Origin of the sequence: Paenibacillus sp. J2TS4 (assembly GCF_018403245.1) — a bacterium.
Taxonomy (GTDB): Bacteria; Bacillota; Bacilli; order Paenibacillales; family NBRC-103111; genus Paenibacillus_L.
In genome coordinates this window covers 39,940-57,474 of sequence record NZ_BOSH01000013.1, presented here as the reverse complement: position 1 = coordinate 57,474, position 17,535 = coordinate 39,940, and the positions used below count along the sequence as shown (strand labels likewise).

The 17,535-nt window shown below is 45.4% G+C and carries 13 protein-coding genes; 1 reads left to right on the top strand and 12 read right to left on the bottom strand.

The window, feature by feature from the left end; genetic code table 11:
• Positions 1 to 259 precede the first annotated feature (259 nt).
• On the bottom strand, positions 260 to 835 hold the full coding sequence (locus KJS69_RS22595) for a ribonuclease H-like YkuK family protein (protein ID WP_213586064.1): 576 nt from the start codon (positions 833 to 835) through the stop codon (positions 260 to 262).
• Between the two features lie 1,377 nt (positions 836 to 2,212).
• Between KJS69_RS22595 and KJS69_RS22590 the strand changes: the two genes are divergently transcribed.
• The gene (locus KJS69_RS22590; protein WP_249730669.1) at positions 2,213 to 3,949 is read left to right on the top strand and encodes an ABC transporter ATP-binding protein; all 1,737 of its coding nucleotides are present in this window, start codon (positions 2,213 to 2,215) and stop codon (positions 3,947 to 3,949) included.
• A gap of 44 nt (positions 3,950 to 3,993) precedes the next feature.
• Here KJS69_RS22590 and KJS69_RS22585 read toward each other — a convergent pair whose 3' ends face one another.
• The 11 genes from KJS69_RS22585 to KJS69_RS22535 all read right to left on the bottom strand — a co-directional run bounded on the left by KJS69_RS22585 (position 3,994) and on the right by KJS69_RS22535 (position 17,287).
• A complete protein-coding gene (locus KJS69_RS22585) occupies positions 3,994 to 5,106 on the bottom strand; it encodes a Gfo/Idh/MocA family protein (protein WP_213586063.1) in 1,113 nt (370 codons plus the stop codon).
• 70 nt (positions 5,107 to 5,176) lie between these two features.
• Positions 5,177 to 6,037, bottom strand: coding sequence for an aminoglycoside phosphotransferase family protein (locus KJS69_RS22580; RefSeq protein WP_213586062.1), 861 nt, complete (start codon positions 6,035 to 6,037; stop codon positions 5,177 to 5,179).
• Positions 6,038 to 6,675: 638 nt separating this feature from the next.
• Positions 6,676 to 8,118 (bottom strand): DUF6179 domain-containing protein, encoded by a 1,443-nt coding sequence (locus KJS69_RS22575; protein WP_213586061.1) that lies wholly within the window; start codon positions 8,116 to 8,118, stop codon positions 6,676 to 6,678.
• Positions 8,118 to 8,588 (bottom strand): DUF6323 family protein, encoded by a 471-nt coding sequence (locus KJS69_RS22570; protein WP_213586060.1) that lies wholly within the window; start codon positions 8,586 to 8,588, stop codon positions 8,118 to 8,120. Before KJS69_RS22570 ends, KJS69_RS22575 begins: the two co-directional genes overlap by 1 nt.
• 336 nt (positions 8,589 to 8,924) lie before the next feature.
• Positions 8,925 to 10,952: a DUF5050 domain-containing protein gene (locus KJS69_RS22565; protein ID WP_249730668.1), complete on the bottom strand. Its 2,028-nt coding sequence runs from the start codon at positions 10,950 to 10,952 to the stop codon at positions 8,925 to 8,927.
• Positions 10,933 to 12,171 (bottom strand): ABC transporter permease, encoded by a 1,239-nt coding sequence (locus KJS69_RS22560; protein WP_213586059.1) that lies wholly within the window; start codon positions 12,169 to 12,171, stop codon positions 10,933 to 10,935. Before KJS69_RS22560 ends, KJS69_RS22565 begins: the two co-directional genes overlap by 20 nt.
• A complete protein-coding gene (locus KJS69_RS22555) occupies positions 12,165 to 13,037 on the bottom strand; it encodes an ABC transporter ATP-binding protein (RefSeq protein WP_213586166.1) in 873 nt (290 codons plus the stop codon). Before KJS69_RS22555 ends, KJS69_RS22560 begins: the two co-directional genes overlap by 7 nt.
• Before the next feature lie 86 nt (positions 13,038 to 13,123).
• On the bottom strand, positions 13,124 to 14,341 hold the full coding sequence (locus tag KJS69_RS22550; RefSeq protein WP_213586058.1) for a transcriptional regulator: 1,218 nt from the start codon (positions 14,339 to 14,341) through the stop codon (positions 13,124 to 13,126).
• A gap of 18 nt (positions 14,342 to 14,359) precedes the next feature.
• Positions 14,360 to 15,421 (bottom strand): beta-glucanase/beta-glucan synthetase, encoded by a 1,062-nt coding sequence (locus KJS69_RS22545; protein ID WP_213586057.1) that lies wholly within the window; start codon positions 15,419 to 15,421, stop codon positions 14,360 to 14,362.
• Between the two features lie 39 nt (positions 15,422 to 15,460).
• Positions 15,461 to 16,906, bottom strand: coding sequence for a M56 family metallopeptidase (locus tag KJS69_RS22540; protein ID WP_213586056.1), 1,446 nt, complete (start codon positions 16,904 to 16,906; stop codon positions 15,461 to 15,463).
• Positions 16,907 to 16,909: 3 nt separating this feature from the next.
• Positions 16,910 to 17,287: a BlaI/MecI/CopY family transcriptional regulator gene (locus KJS69_RS22535; protein ID WP_213586055.1), complete on the bottom strand. Its 378-nt coding sequence runs from the start codon at positions 17,285 to 17,287 to the stop codon at positions 16,910 to 16,912.
• Between the last annotated feature and the right edge of the window lie 248 nt (positions 17,288 to 17,535).

The window sequence follows — 17,535 nt, the reverse complement described above, 5'->3', positions numbered from 1 at the left end:
TCAAGTACCTGAAGGTTTGCTCTGGTCTGGCATAACGACGGCACAAACAACTACGCACCGAAGAGACCGATGAGAGGAACAAGCGTATCATATTCAATTGTCAATCGGCTATAGATTCGGCCCGTCATCTTCATCGGCCTCCTTTCTTGGAAATAGTAAACTTATCATACCGATAGCGGCTTATCCCGTCAACAGTTTCTCCGCAGACAGTTTAGTTATAATCGTTTATTACAGTTATATTAATAAAGCCATTTCCACACTACATTACTTTGCGGGATGGTTTCTTCGTATACCGGTTGGCGTATGCGGAAGCCACATAAGAATCAGGTTTGACTCTCGCCCGATAAATTCCCATAGCCTCGACCCGTTCCACCATTTCCTGAACATATAACGACGTCTTGTTAATGACAGGCTTCGTCCCGGCGTCTATATCGATGAACGATTGCAGCTCAGCCCCTTGGTAAACGTGAGGCAGCAGCAGCTCCTCCATTTGATGAACCGCATCTCCGGCGAAATAAGCAGCGACCTCCTGCGACAGCGAGGTTTCCATCGACAGCTTCTCCTTAAGGGAAGTTAACTCTCGGGGGACAATGACCTGACGGTAACAAGCCCAGGCGCCTTTACCCGGCCGATGAATGACGATGCCGGTAACGAATTTCGTATACCCACGATATACTTGACTGTCGGATCCAATAACGAAATGGTAGAGAGATTCAGGATCTTGAGAAATGAATCGCAGAATGCGCTGCAGAACATCGTCAAAGGAAAGCCGGCTCTCCGTCACATTCTGAAATCTCATCTCCTCTTGCTTGGAAAATCTTTCGTTTATTGTCATAGTCGTCACCTGTACAATGGACTCTTCCATCCTTTCGTTCGTATCTGCAGGCTGAATTTTGCTTCTTTCGAACCGCATTCTCGGGGGATTCAAGTCTCTCGCATTACAAGACACAAGCTGCAGTACAAGCCAGTAACGTCCCCGCCTACTTTGTTAGCTTCATGATTTATTAAAGGACACTCGCGACTTGAGTCATGAGTGGTTGATGTAAGTATTATTCCTGAATTTCTTTCTCGTTATCCGAAGAACGGAATGATTGTGCATGGATACTGTCAGATTATTCAGTTATCTTCTGTTAGGGTTGGACGGATAGAGACGGGAGCGACCCGTCCGTCTGCCAGTCGCCGAACAGCAGCAACCTCTATGACATTGTCTATCCACAGATTAAAAAAGCTGCGTTCCCCGCCTTTTTCTCCCCCTACAGTTAGGCAAAAGAAAAAGGCTGCGAAATACGCAGCCGTTGTGTATACCGAAAAAACTTATAAATAACGTCTAAATCTGAATCAGCCAGACGTTCTAACCGGTACAAGGAAGCAGCGCATAACGCGATTATTGGTATAGGAGTTCTGATAATGTTTCATATCACAGAAAAGATTAAAATGAATAGCTTGCTTGATCATTGTCCTATACCTCCTTTGCCAAATCAGTTATGTTCAACATGCAACATCGTAACACGGCCTTCCAAAAGCTGTCAACCCTTTTAATTATTACTTAATGTAATCTTTAGAAACCTGATGATTTAATCATCGCTGCGTGCTAATTTTGGACTTCCGATGAAGGTTTCGTACGGAATAACATTCCGCTTTCATAGCATCAGTGTACGAGATTTCTGCTCAATCAAAACATGAGGCAATCTTATGCTTTGCTTATTGTAATAAACCGTAAGTTCAATAAAAGGCAAATCACTATTTGAAAGATGAATGGCCGATTTCATATTCGAACTCCTAACCATTTGCGTTCGATAATCTCCAGTTCCAACTTACTTGTATGAGCTACATAAAGCTCTCGATGCGGTTCTTTCTTATCAATTAATTTATACTCCTCTAACGCTTCTTTGCTTCGATCATAGTGGTTAATTACTGAAATTCGATCAACTAGTCTTCTTCCATTATCCGAACGTGCCTCTAGAGCTTCAAATAATACCCACTTATCTGGAAAATGATTTCGAAGCGTCTCCTTCTAGAGGAAATGATAACAATTAATTATAATGATTTGTTAAATTGTCCGCCTCGTATTTGGGGTGCTACGATGAATGCAAAACAACGGGAGTGATCAAAGATGAGAATCTATACAAAACATGTGACGGTGAACAACCATTTCCCATTGAGGAAAAGGCAACATTTCTAAAAATATAAGCTGGAGGTATCTTTTATAGAGATGCTCAAAAAGTTTTTAGCTTACTATAAACCGTATAGAAAGGTATTGTTTGCGGATTTATTCTTTGCCTCGCTGGCTTCGATGACCGTACTTGCCTATCCCATGCTGGTCAATCAAATCACTACTAAAGCCATAAGCGACGAGGGGATCGCTACAGAGTTAGTTATCAAGATGGTCGGGATCTTTTTGTTATTGATGATAGTGGAGTATGTCAGCAACTTCTATACGGACTATTTCGGGCATGTGATGGGGGCCAGGATCGAGGCCGACATGCGGAACGATTTATTTCAGCATTTTCAGAAGCTGTCGTTTCAGTATCACGACAATACTAGAACAGGGCAGCTAATGTCGCGTACAACGACAGACTTATTCGATATATCAGAGCTTGCACACCATGGGCCGGAAGATACGGTTATTTCTTTGGTGAGAATTGTAGGTTCGTTCTGTATTTTACTTAGTATTAATTGGACACTCACTTTAACTATTTTTTTGATTTTACCGTTAATGCTTATTTTTGCATATCACTACAGCATCAAGATGAAAAACGCTCTTAAGAAAAATAAGGAACGGATAGCGGACATCAACTCGCAACTCGAGGACAGCCTGGCCGGAATCAGAGTAGTCCAATCTTTTGCCAATGAAGAAGTCGAAATGGATAAATTCAGAAGCAGTAACCGTCGTTTTTTGGAAAGCAGGAAAAACGGTTATTGGGTGGAGGCCTTGTTCTTTAATGGCTTGACCGGGTTCATTTCTTTCATTAATATTTCGGTTGTGATCGTGGGCGCCGTTCTGATCAGTTATCATCAATTGCTTCTAACTGAACTGATTACCTTCTTGTTATACATTAACACCCTAATCGATCCGGTGAAAAGATTAGTGAACTTTACCCAGAATCTTCAGAATGGGGTGGCCGGATTTGAACGGTTTATGGAAGTTTTGGCCATTGAGCCGGATATTGCCGATGCCCAAGATGCTGCCGTGTTAAGCCATGTAAAAGGAAAAGTGGAATTTGTAAACGTAGGCTTCCAGTATGCCGGCGACTCCAATTATGTGCTCAGTGGTATAAACCTAACGGTAAATTCCGGTGAATATGTAGCGCTTGTAGGTTCCTCCGGAGTTGGAAAAACGACCCTTTGCAGTTTAATCCCGCGTTTTTATGAAACCAGCGAAGGGGCTATTAAAATTGACGGCACGAATATAAAAAAGATCAAGCTAAAGTCATTGCGTGACCATATCGGGATCGTACAGCAAGACGCATATTTGTTTTCAGGCACTATTAAAGAGAATATATTGTACGGGAAGCCCGGGGCTGCGGATGAGGAAGTGATAGACGCTGCCAAACATGCAAACGCCCATGAATTTATTATGGGGCTTCCGGATGGCTACGATACCTATATCGGGCAGCGCGGGATAAAGCTTTCAGGCGGTCAGAAACAACGCATCAGCATTGCGCGTGTATTTTTGAAAAACCCTCCTATTCTTATATTCGACGAAGCCACCTCCGCCCTGGACAACGAGAGCGAAAGGGTGGTGCAGGAAAGCTTTGACAGGCTGGCCAAGAACCGCACGACCTTCGTCATCGCGCACAGGCTGTCCACTATTCGAAATGCAGACAGGATCATAGTCCTCTCGGAACAAGGGATCGCAGAAGAAGGTACACACGCCTTGCTTCTAGAGAAAAACGGGATTTATGCCAAATTCTATAGAATGCAGTTTGATCAAGCGATCGCTCCTTGAACCTGCTTGATTGGTTAAAAGCAGCTCGCAAACAGTGGGCCTATTTATATATAACTGCTGCGAGTATCAAACAGGAGCGGATCCCATTTAGTCCAGGGAGTAAAGGTGGTCGTTAATTCGTAGCGTTGACCGGATTCCGCTGATCGATACGCCCCGAACATAATCTCGTGTACGTGCAATTGTTGTCTACAGGACTGTATCGGCTGCTCACCGATTCTAAGACAGTGAACAAAATGGGCGATAACACTCTCCCTCCCATGCTTGGAAATCTCCCCATGCGGAATGTAACAATTCTCTATACCACGCCAAACGACTTGTTCTGCATCAGGTATGCTTTGTCCCAACGAATGAACAACTAATGGATACCCGCTGTCATTCAGAGCGATAGTGCCGTTACGTCCATAAATAATGGCATTGTTCTGCTTGAACGATAACCCCCATAATGAACGAACAACGGCATGCTGGCCTCCAGCAAATTGGACGATGATGGTCACATTATCATCCACATCGCTGCGCACTTTCTTTCCGTCACCGACAATGCGATTTGGAATCAACGTGTTGACTTCTGCCATGACGCTTACAGCCGGTCCAAGCAAACCGACAAGCCGGCTAATCGGATAGACCAAGCAATCAAGCACTGCGCCTCCATGAGCAATTGATTTATCGTAATACCAGTTGTCGCGCCAAGGTCCGGGAAGAGATAGTTGAGCCTCGGCACCGGTAATTTTGCCGATGTATCGCTCATTCACATATTCAGCTGCAGCCAGGAAGGCCGGATTCAAATCAAACGGCAAACTCATGAAGAGGAGGCTCTTTTCCTCTGCGAGGGATACCATGCGCTTACAATCGTCAAATGTAGTCGCCATCGGCTTCTCATTCAGTACGTTCAAGCCTCGTTCCAATGCCGCTAGAACCGGCTCCGTATGTATGGAATGGGGGGTGGTAACGACTACCGCATCAAGCTCCTCTCTGTCCATCATGACGCGATAATCATCGTACCAGCTTGGGACTCCGTAAACAGCTGCTTTTCTTTCCGCGTTTTCCAGATGCTTTGAGCAAATGGCAACGAAACGTACCCCTTCTAATTGAGCCGCCTGTTCAAAATACCGATCACTTACATGGCCGCTTCCAATCATGCCCAATTTAATAGTTTTCATTGCCATCCCTCTAATCTAAATTTTTGGCCTCCGATAGACGATGAAAATTTTACGAAGCAGAAAGAGGCTTTCAAAGCAGGTGTTCATGGAGATGTGGATTGCTCTTCAGTATATTTTTTACTCTGGTTATGGTGGCTCTCCCTTTAGGCAGGATGGCGATTCGGTTAAGCAGAATCCACCTGAGACAGGCTATGGCCTCAAATAATTCCAACTCCGCAGCGGAATATTGATTTTGCTTAAGATAAGCCGAGAGATAGACCGAACCGTACCTTTCCCCAACATAGATCCTCATCAAAATAATGGACCAGGCGATATCATATCTCGGGTCTCCCATTTGACCGTTGGTCCAATCTATTATGGTGAACCTTCCTTCTGACTCCAGTATATTCCCCAAATTATAATCGCCATGAATAATACAATCTTGTTTCATATTCGCACTATCAACAAGATCGGTAAGGAGATTCTTTATATCCGGATGGTCGTCAATTGCAGGATAAAAATAGCTTACAAAATCATATTTTGGAACTACCGTCATATCCAAATTTTCAATGGGGGATCTATGTATCTGGGTTAACATGTCCGCAAGTTCTGTAAGGATAGACGAATTTACTTTACTAATCGGTACTCCGTCAAAATGGGTTACTAGAACTTGATTCTTGTTGCTGTCTATCCCCCAACCTAAAGGTTGTGAGACGGATAGTCCTTGATGATGCAGAACCTTCAACAACTTAAATTGGCGCTTTATGTCTGGCTTGGAGCTCCTATTCCATACTTTGAGCACATAGCTGGATTCAGCCATGCAAATTTTGGTCACTTCTGCTTCCAGTCCAGATTCCAAAGGGACTCTGCTTAATAAACTGTTTTGTTCTAACAGAGAATCGAGCTCCGTACTCTTCTCTGCCCATGTTACACCGCGGAGTGGATCACTCATCGTTTCACTCTCCCTTTCTTTTATTCGAATCCGGTGGCGCGAAAACATTGTTATCGGAGACCGTTGGGCTGCTTCGATCCGCCAAATGGAGGAGGATTGAAGTGCAAAAATGCCTCTTAAATCCAACCTTTCTCACGAAATGGGCATTGAGGTGCAAAAGTACCCTCTAAATGGGAAAAATCATCGTTTTTTTAAAATCATGGGAAATAGAGCGCATTATTACACCCTAATCTCAAAAATTGCTAAATTGGAAGATTTGAGGTGTACAATTGCACCTTAATGTTGTTCCTACCTAACTCCGGGCCTCTTGCCATGATATTCAAAGCGAGCACCTTTCGCATCGAATCTATATAAGTTTCACTAAAGAAGGGATCATTCCGTTCCGCAGAAAAGTGCCTCCGAAGCTTCAAACATCTAAACTATTTCCCCAAAAAAGTGAATATAAGCTTCGAAGCGATCCCAGGTACGGGGGGCCCGACCAAACCGTGTTCCTTATTTTATTGAATGGGCCTTCGGATGGTAGGAATACAAAACCAAAACTCGACCTGGAAGCATCTTCCTTTCCCCACTCCACGATCTATAATTCTTAAGTTCAATTTATATAGCGACCCCGCAACGAATCGTCATTATGATATGGCTCAATAGAGCTTCATCTCTTCATAATTAATCCGATCGATAAATCGCTCAATGGATTTCAGCCGCTCGGCGCTTATCCCACGCATAAAAGCAATGTAGTGCTTCTGCCATGTTTCCTCGTCTCCGTCTTCTATCTTGTCAGAGAGAATGGAGGAAATGCCTGTCCACCCGCTCCGCAACTCCTCATAAAAAACAATTTTAGCCAAAATGGCCAGTTCCATATGGCCGAATAGCGCAAACAATTCCTGATACTCCTCCCCGTATAGAGTATCGGATTCAAGCAAATCCAAATAATCGTGTAAAGAGTGAAGCCGAGATTTGATCAGCAGAGCCTTGGCCTCTCTCTGTTCGCATTTCGAGACTTCATCCAGCAATTTGCGCATATCCACATCGCTCATTCTGTCTTCAAGGCTAAATGAAATATCTGCTGGGGCGATCCGCTCTTCCTGCCGAGTTACAATAACGGCCTGCAGGCTGTTATGACTCGCCGCATTATTCAGCCGCTGTACAAGATGATGGCTGCATTGCTGCATGTAATGGATCATTCCGGCATCATGGATATTCAGTTCATGCTGCAGACCTTCCGTCGCTTCCTGAATCGCCGCATGCATGCGGGAAGCATCCCAATGGGCCAGCATGCGGTTCAACTGCTCGAACTGATAAGCTGAAATCGTAACTTGACGGGCGCTTCCTCCGGACATTACCGAAAAAACCGCATTATTAAACATCAATTCGAAAATATTGAATAATTCGATCCGGTAATCAAACCGGCATATTTGCCCAAAGCTCCTTAATAGATCGAGCAGTTCCTCGTGACTGAAAAAATAACAAAAGCGCGTCTCCATAAGCAGACGCTCCAAATACTGCTTGATGTAAAAAACGCCTTGAACCCGCATATCGTCCATGGCCAAAGGATAATCAATGCTCGCCATCGTGTTATGAGCGTCAAAAACAATCTCGTATTTTTTGATAAAAACAGGCAGTGACTCATCGATTGTCATCTGGTAGGCATCTACGTCCACATTCAGTTTGTTTCTTTTGACCTCGCTGTAAAGGCGCTTCGTGTCTTCAAAGCATTGTCGGACCCGCTCCACCCCTTTGTCATAAATATCCCGAATATCGGCGGCTTGCAAAGCGGCTATCGCTTTTTCAGGCTCTGCATAGCTTTGCATCTGCGCATCGACCGAATAGAAGATCGAAGTCAGGAGTCCCTCCGCCGTTTCCACAGCAACCGAGGAACTCTCTTCCCGGGTATATCGCCTGATAAGATCTTTAAGGATCCGCATCAATTGTGTCTGGATGCCGTGAACCTCCCGAGGATGAAGCCGCCCTGTGCGCAGCCCTTCGTTCATGAGCGAGATCGTATATTGATTTTGCTTGAGATGGGCTTTGTTAATAATTCCACGCGCGGACAACGCCTGGAACTTAGCCTTACCGGTTCCCATCAATCATCATCTCCCTCGGACATAAGCTCATCCAGTTGGATCTCTCTCCGATAATTTTCGGTCTCCTCCTCGAGCTTGCTCTTCAGCAGCTCGATCGAGCCTCCGCAATCATGGTCAAAGCGCTCTCGCATGATCCCGATCAGCTTAAAGTCTCCGATCCTGTCTTCGGTTTCATTTTTAATATAATAAAAAATTTCGTGCAGCTCATTCAGCACGGATGCATAGTTATCATCACGGATGTAGGGGGAAGAGGCGAACTCCTCGATTAAAGCTTTGCTCACTTCGATGCCTAATTCGACTCGTCCATAGTTGGACAGCGCCTGATTCCTGGCCATGATCAAGTGCTTAACCTCTTCGGGAGTCAGGACCAGACCGTATTCTTTCGTCTTCTCGTTGAGTTCAAGAATCTCAAGCACAGCCTGATCCTGCGCGGAAGCATGCAGTTCATTCCATATGCGCGACGGAAACATCGAACATTCCTCCCTTGTATCGAAAATATTTTCTGCAAAAAATATCTTGACTTTTGTTTGAATTTATGATATGATTATTATTTGATAATAAAATTTATTGATATATATCATATCCTTCTCCATTCTCTTTTGTCAATACACAATTGACGTTGTACGGAACGGCCCTTGCCCTATGCAAGGGCCATTGATGTTTCCGCTCGTATACAGGCACGTTCTAACTCCCTTCCCTAAACGAAAAAAGACACGTCCCTACAAATGGTCGTGTCCCACCGAATCCCGGTTCAGATTGAAAGAGAGTAATCCGTGGAGTTAAGCCAATGAAATTGGCGATTGACTCTAATCCGAGACAAGCGTATCATTTTGCCCGTCCCTGTCGATCCGATATTTCTTAAGGTCCCCCTTGTCCTCATAGTAAATATATGTCCCGTCGCAAGTGAAGGACATGACGGATTTGTCCGTTATTTTGCGGGTTGAAAAATCACCCAGATTCATGGCATAGATTTTTTGCTTATCTTTGCGATTGATATAAAGCAGTTCCGTATCGGTCAATACAAAATATTCCGTTACAATATCGGGAAGAACCGTTTCCGAATCCGTCCTCGTGTCGTACTTGGCCACCTCGGATTTGTCATTGACATAATAAATATTCCGGCCGTCAAAAGCGACACTTCTCATCACCCGCGACCTTACAATGACACTCATTTTGCCTGTATGTTTATTTAACCGCTTGATCTCGCCCCCGCCGATCAGGTAAATGCTGTGCTTATCCATAAAAAAAGAGTCTGTTGTAATGAAAGAAACCTCATCGGAAACGTTGGTCTTATTCAGCCCCAAAAAATTGTCTCTATCTGCGTTCAAGTTTTTTTCGAAAACAATTCTCTCCTCAAAGGTCGCCGTATCTACTTCTATAATAGAAAATCGGTCAACGGTTTCTCGAAGCTTTGACTTGTCATAATCATATTTCATGTAGTAAACAAGCGAACCATTGCCATAAATAACGTCCCTGACCTTGGTGGATGATTGCAGCGGGTTTCGGATCAAGTTTCTTGTCTCCCCGGTTTCTTTATTCTCAAAAACAATCGTTTCATCTGCATAAAACCGATAGCGCTCATTCTCAAATGACCTTTTGGAAGAGGAGTTATAAATATCATAGTTCCCCTCTTCTCCATTAGAGGCACAGCCGGATAACGCGGATGCGGCCAGACTAAGGATGAGCATAAGACCGACCGGTCTCAGCCGGTGACTTCGTTTGCCGGCTCCCCATACATTCGTATGCCGGAGCATGATTCCAATGAACATGCCAATACTGATGCACAACATAACGGCAAACAACAGGATCCACGCCGTGCTGGAAACTTCCTGAAATACGACGTCCTTTTGCTCCGTATAGATGTTGTACTCATACTCGTTCCCTCGGAAGAATCCCGTGGAAATCATAAACCCGAGCGGCCCCGGCACAAAATATTTCGAGGATTCCAGGCTGAATCCGAAATAGGGGAGCAGGACCACGGCTGTGCTGGTGAATAGGGTCAGCGCGTATTTCTTTATATATACCGAAGCAAACATAATGAGCATGGCAAAGCTTAGATAGCCGAACAGCTTACACGCCGCCAACCATACAAATGTACCGAACAGCGTGACCTGCTTGGAAGACGCTCCAAAGTAGGACAGGCTTTGCAGCGGATAACTTCCATGGTCCAAGCCGTATTTGAAATGAAAGAACCCGTATCTTATGCCCTCAGTGAATAGACAGAGCACGGCAACGGTTGCCAGCACAAGGCCTATTTTAGTGACAGCCTGAACCTTTGTTCCTTTCTTGACGGTGAGGTTGAGCGGATCCATCTTGCTTTCAAACTCGTAACAAAACACCGGAGCCACGAGTACGAGCATCAATAAAAGAAAGAACAAATCCAGGCTGTCATGAGACAGGAGCCCGTCCCAGCCGTTCGTATATAGAAAATACCTGTTGTCCGGCTGTTCGCGGATATACGAATATTGGTCAAAAACAAGGTTAAAGCCTCTTTCATTCCGGACGATGTCCTCCAACGGACGGGTTATGGCCAACAATTCATCTTCCGAAAGGTTCCCGTCATAATAATCGTCGTATGCTTTTCGCAAGGCGACATTGGCGTCGGAAATTCGACGGGATTCATTCGTCAAGAACCGTTCGGTTTCCTCCGAGGACGAACCGCGGACTTGATCCAGGTAGAAAGAATACTGTGCGGAATTGAACTCCACATCCGGGTTCGCAGGCGTGTCAAAAATAATCAGGGCCGCCGTGCTGAGGACGAAATACAATCCGATGAACAGCAGACCCTTCTGATAGAAAAACATTTTTTTCATCTCATAGATCCATAAGGACACGCTTTTTCACCCCTTTTCCGGATAGAGCATTCTTTCGGACCAGCATCGCAATGGCCACGATACATACCGTCCCCCAGACAGCCGCAAACAAGAGGGCCGGAATATAGCTGAGCACAGGAAAGCCAAACAGATCGACAAATTCCGTCTTGCGAAACAGCTCTCGATTGACGACCAGCACAAACGGGTTGATCACTTTTAACAGCACGTGTCCGGAGCCCATGTACGCTTCCTCCATATAGATCAGTCCGAAGGCGGAGAACAGGCTGATGATAAAAGGCAGCAGGGCATTTTTAAACAGGCAGGAAACGAGCAGAAATGTCAGGCCGAGCACGAGAATTCCCGCTGTTTTCACCATGCCGGACAGAAAAGCGTATTGGCCCAGGCTAACAGCAATCGATGAATTTGCGAAATTTTCAACGGCGTACAGAGGAGAAGAGGCCGCTTCCAGCGAACCGAAAATACCGGAAAACGCTGCGAAATCAATCAGCCAAAACCAGGTGCAGACCATGCATATAAAGATGGTGGAGGCGATAAGCTTGGCGATAACCGTTTGTCTTCCCCCTGCCTTTGTAGTCAACAAGAGGGTGTTCATCTCCGTTTCCTTCTCGGTTACAAATACGCTCATTAAGCCGTACAGACAAATCAGCAAAACTAGAAACGCGGAAAAATCATAATGCAAATAATATTGGTACATTTCCGTATAGGAAAAGTGGGATATCGCCCGTTCTTTAAAAAGCTCCGCAATGGCAGCATTCTTTCGGTATTCGTACCCATTGCCTACCGATTCATAAAAATCCATATTGTCCTTGGCCGCTGCCACAATGTCGTTGGCATGATTTCTGTACATATAGGCATACTTCATGGGCTTCACAAAGCACCAATCGAAGAAAAGGCGATCGTTGTAGACATTTCCGGTGTAGGTATCGGGATTGTCCGTTCTCGTGCTTGCCGTGCGATCGGCAGTTTGTTTCTCAAGAGGTCCATAAATGGTCATGAGCTTTCCGATTTTTTCGTCCGTGATTTTTCCTCCGAAGTCCTCGTACATCTCCCAATACAGCTCGTTCCACTCGGGGCCGGAATAGTTTTTGGAAAGCAGCGAGTTCCCGTCGTAGACGCTGTATATTTTGGCAACGCTCAGGATGGAGAATAGCAGCACGGCCAGGAGAACGGACGTTTTCAGAAAATGCTTGCGGCATTCATAAACGATTAGTTTTACCATTGCTCGCCCTCTCCGAAATAGTATAAGAAAACATCCTCCAAATTCGCTTGCACGTTCACGGCATGGAAATCCGGCTGTTCATCGGCAATCACTCTTAAAAGAATGTCTTCCTGATCCCGCATCATATTGCTGATTTTAAGCCGTTTCAGCTTGTCATCGACCGTCGCATCCGTCGCCGTAACATTCCAAACCTTCCCCGCCATTCCCCTCATAAGGGCCTGAGGCGTATCCTGTTTCACGAGTTGACCGTCCTTGAGCAAGATGACCTGATTGGCGATAAATTCTATGTCCGGGACAATATGCGTAGCCAATAAGACTATCCGGTTCTCGGAAAATTTGGCGATCAGATTCCGGAAACGGATTCTTTCCTGCGGGTCAAGTCCGGCTGTCGGCTCGTCCAGTATCAAAATATCCGGATCGCCCAGCATCGCCTGTGCAATTCCGACACGCTGGCGCATTCCACCGGATAATGCTCCGATTTTTTTATTATGGGCGCTGCTCAAATTGACGATCTCCAACAATTCCCTGGCCCTCTTCTCGCCCTTTTCCTTGGGAATGTCTTTAAGCACACACATATATCGCAAAAAATCCATCACTTCAAAGTTTTTGTAAAACTGCGGGTACTGCGGCAAATAACCGATATGGGATAGAAAGTCTATTCCCAAGCTCCGCACATCCTCGCCATTGATCAAAATTTGCCCTTGATCGCTTTTCAAAATGCCGACAAAGATGTTAATCAGCGTCGTTTTTCCCGCACCGTTCGCTCCCAATAGACCGTGAATCCCGTTTTCCAGTTCGGACGTAAAGTTTTTCAGCGCATATTTGCCTTTATATTGCTTGGAAATCCCTTTGAAGGTTACTTTCACCAATCCGTTCCTCCCATGAAACAAAGCAACTTTCTTCTTTTAAGAACGACTGGGAATTTAAAGGAAGAAAGCGCCCGGTTTTCAAATTAAAACTGACTGACCACCACTTTGGTTTCAATATCCGTCTGTGTTGATCCTAATAACACAATGCAAGTCCTTAAATCGTCGATCACTTTGATTTTCGGATCTCTAGCCATATAGAGCTCCTTTCCATCACTGGAAACCAGCTGTTCCGCTTCCAGCTTTCCCGTTTCCGTATTATACACCCGGATTTTCCATCCGGTACCGTTCTTGTCTGCAAGCGAGGTAGCGAAATAGCGTCCCGAGTCGGAGCCCGTTACAAATCCGCTTTCCGATTTTTCGGTTAGTGTGTGGAATTTCGTTTTGCCGCTTGGAGTCTCCATAACCAGAATTCTTCCCGACGGAACCGTAAAATCCTCCGCCAAGAACAGCAGCTTATTGTAAGCCGTCAGTTCCTTGCATATGTAGTTGTCGAAGGTCCGATTGGACAATCCGGAACCATCTGTGTTTACCGTTCCGCAAGTGTCAAAGGAAGGCTTGCCTGGGATAGAGGGGACATCCAGGCTTTGCGCCTTGAAAGCAATGGTCTTGTCCTCATTCGTGAAACCGATTTGTTCAATCGTGGCAAGGCCGGAGCGCTTTCGATCTTCAGATCCCAAATCGATGACCGTTGTCATCTTATCCATTTTAAAATCATATAAATATAGGCCGGCTAATGTTGCTATGGCTACTTGGTTTCCATCGGAAGAAAACGAAAACGAGTCAGTGGACAATATGTCATCGCTATCAAGCAATGCATTGAAATTAAATTCGGATTGGTTATTCAGCTTCCGGTCATAGAAGACGGCGCTGTAGGCGGTCCCTTCGTTTGTCGTTAACAAACCGCCGCTGCCGCTGCCGTTGCCACTATTGATTTTTACCCCGACCGCAACGTACCCGTTATCAATAACCCAATAATTTTCCCCCTCGAATGCCTCTCGCGGGGCTTCCGCCTCTACATCCCCAGTGCTCAGGTCATATAAGTACAGCTTGTCAGCCGATATAAGCACCTTATTGCCATCTGCGTAATGGATGCTCTTGATGTCGCCCTGTATTTTTTCCAATTTGAATTTAGAAACAACGGGTGACGCTGCAATGCCAGGTGCGTCTGTTTTATTCTCGGCCTGGCTTTCCGTTCGGGGGGACGGATCCTCCGATCGTTCTGAATTCGCAGTGATTTGTGCGCATCCCGCAGCTAATAGTACGGATAGGACTAATATAACGACCAACAGCTTCTTATTCATAGGACGCTCGCTCTCCAATCATTTATATAATAAGATGGATGCCGTTTTTTCCAAGACAACCACATCATCAGGGAAATCGGCGGCATTCACCGGAACCGAAACCACATAAAACGTATTGAAATCCTCCAGCTTCCCTAAATCGATATCCACGTCGATCACAGCCGCCTCGCCCTTGGCCAGTACCGTTTCAAAAGTGCTTCCTTCCTTGCTGGTTAACGGCTTATGATTGATGTAGAACGTATTTTGGTACCTTACTCCGGGATGACCGAAGATTTGAAAGGTCACATGAAGGGTTCCGCTGTCCTTCACCTGAAGATTGTCGACCTTCGACAGGCCCTCCCCGTCAAAATACAAACGGCTGAACACATTTTTCTCCAGAGTCTCCGAATCTATCGTTACAAAACCGCCTTGGGTTTCCATCATCTCTTTCGTGATCAGTTCGGTCGACAGGTGAACATCGCTTAAATACTCATATTGCGGGATAGAGGAAACATCGAGCGCATCCGAATCTTTGTCAAAAACGAGAGAATACACCATTTCCAATCTATCGTGATAGCTTCCGTAGGAACTCGTTTCTTTCATATCCGGAATAAATGCCGGATTATACACACTGGCAATGCTGACGTTCAAGGTATCCCCCCGCTTGCCTGTGACCGGGGTAAAGATGAAGGAGAACGGTGTTTTTTGGTCATCCTCCTCCAGCTCAAAAAAGTGCATATACTCATAAGGAGCGTCGGCGGTATTAAATTTATAGGGCTGCGGGATTCCGTCTACAAAGACAAGAAAGCCGACATTTTTCGCTTTTCCAGCAGCATTTACGGTATAATCTATCTTGAATTCGCCGCCATTATAGCGCAAGGGAAGTCTTCCTCCGTTTTCATCAAATTCCGGATTGGCCAACCCATGACCCATATGGCCCAAAACAACGGTATCCTTGTCATCCAGTTCGAATGGATTGGAATCGGTATTTCCGATGTCGCTCCATCCATCCTCCTCTGGATTTTTAGTTGAACAGCCGGTTGCCAGCACGACAACGGCGACTAAAGCTGCTACCAGCCTAAATATCCATGACTTTTGCACAATGTCAACCCTTTCGAATTTCCTTCTACGCAGTCTTACTCAATCTTTTACTAAATTAAAGATACCGGGCTCAGAAGACGGGGCTTGCTTAACCGTATTCGGATTAACCTCTATTAAACGCGATGAGGCGCCGTCGGCAGAAGTGTCACGCACAGGAGCGGGCTCCCCCTTGCCCTCGATTAAACGCGTCGAGGCGCCATTCATGGAAGCTTCAGGTCCAGGTGCCGCTCCGCTTGGTCCCGCCCCCAAGTTATCCTGTGTTGATTGAAACAGCATGGAGCCTTTATCAGAATTGTCACGAGCGGAAACCTCTGCGTCCTTGTTCCCTTCCGGGTTATTCTGTGTTGAGCTTGACAAGCTGCCGTTCTCAGGCAGATCGGATTCCGACTTATTCCCGGTCCTGTCCCCCTTCAGGCTATCCATCGAAGAATTTGGATCTGCCAGCGAATGATCCGGAAGCCCCTCTTCCGGGCCTCCTGTTTCAACCTTGGATGCTGATAGGGGGTTGATGGGGTCGGAATTTGCCTTGTTCAGTTTTAACACAATTCCCGTGCTTAGCGTGGCCACAACGATGACGGCTAGAATGGATATACCCCATTTCTTGCTTCGGGTATCCATAATGGAGAGAATCCTGTTTTTCATGCCCTGCTTACCTCCATAGAAATTGGTGGAGAACACGGTCTGTACCCTGGACTGCTTTCTAATAATTCCGATAATGGCTTCGACATATCGTTGCCGGCAGACTCTATCTGTATTTTGGACCACTTCTTCGTCACAAGAGATTTCACATTGGACGGAAATTTCTCTTGCCGCCAAGTAGACGAACGGATTGAACCAATGCAGGGCAGTGGCCAGAAACACAATGGTTTTATACCATACATCTCTGCGTTTGAAATGAACCAGCTCGTGCTGCAAAATGAGTTCAAGCTCATCCGCGGGGATATCGACCGATGGAAGCAAGATGGTCGGACGGACAAAGCCGAGCAGCATCGGACTGGAAATGCCGGGACAAGCTTTTAACGCTACTTGCTGTTTTATTCCCAGCTTCGCTTGAACATCCTGCAGCGTATTCAGCGTTTGCAGGTCGACAATCTCGTCGCTCCAGCGTTTGACTATTTTCAGAAAACGTCTGTGCCGAATGGCGTGATAAGCTATAAAAACAATAACTCCGGCGAGCCATAGACTACCAGCTAGAACATACCACGGAATAGCGGATGAAGCCGTTGTCGCATAGGGAACCGCTTGGTCCACGGGATGACTGCTTGCCATATTCAGAGCGGGTATTAGCGCGTCCACATAAATAGCCGATGCTTGCGGATGATATCGGAATGGAATAATCAGTCCGATAACAATTACTAACCACGCATAGTAGCGTCCTTTTGCCGTAAATTTTCTGGAAAGCAAAGGCGTAATAGCCATATAGACAAGTGCAATCATTGACATTGCAATCGAACTTTCAAGCAACGCAATCATAAAATTTTGCAAGGATTACTCCCTCCGTTCCTTGGCCCATTTCAACAAATCATCCAGCTCTTTTTCGGAAAGCTGTTTCCCGTTGTACAGCGTATTAACAAAGCTTAAAAATGAATTCCCGTGATATTGCTTCATAAAATTTTCCGTTTCTGATGCAAGGTAATCCTCTTTACAGATCAGCGGATAATAAGTACGCTCTTTCCCTTCCTTTGCGGTTTGCAAAAAACCTCGTTCTACCAAACGCAGCATAAGAGAAATCACCGTAGGAGCTTTCCACTTCCGTTCATTCCCGAGCTGCTCCATAATCATTGCGGTAGTGATAGGGGGCTCGTTGGCCCAGACCACCCTCATGATTTCAAATTCCGCATCCGGGAGCCTCTTCATATTTTTCATGCGTCTAACTCCTTTTTTGACAATTGTCTTTTTTGATATTCTACACTTGTCAAAAATAAACGTCAAGACGTTTTGCAAATATTTTTTACAGTTGTCTAAAATAACAGGAAGTTGGAGAGGTAGCTAACCGCTAAAACTTGCTTATAATCAAATTTTCCATTGATTTCTCACAAAGGGCTATGTTTCACTATAGAAGTGAAATTGTATTTCAACTTTTTCTTGCGAAAGGAGATGTTTTTTGATGACTG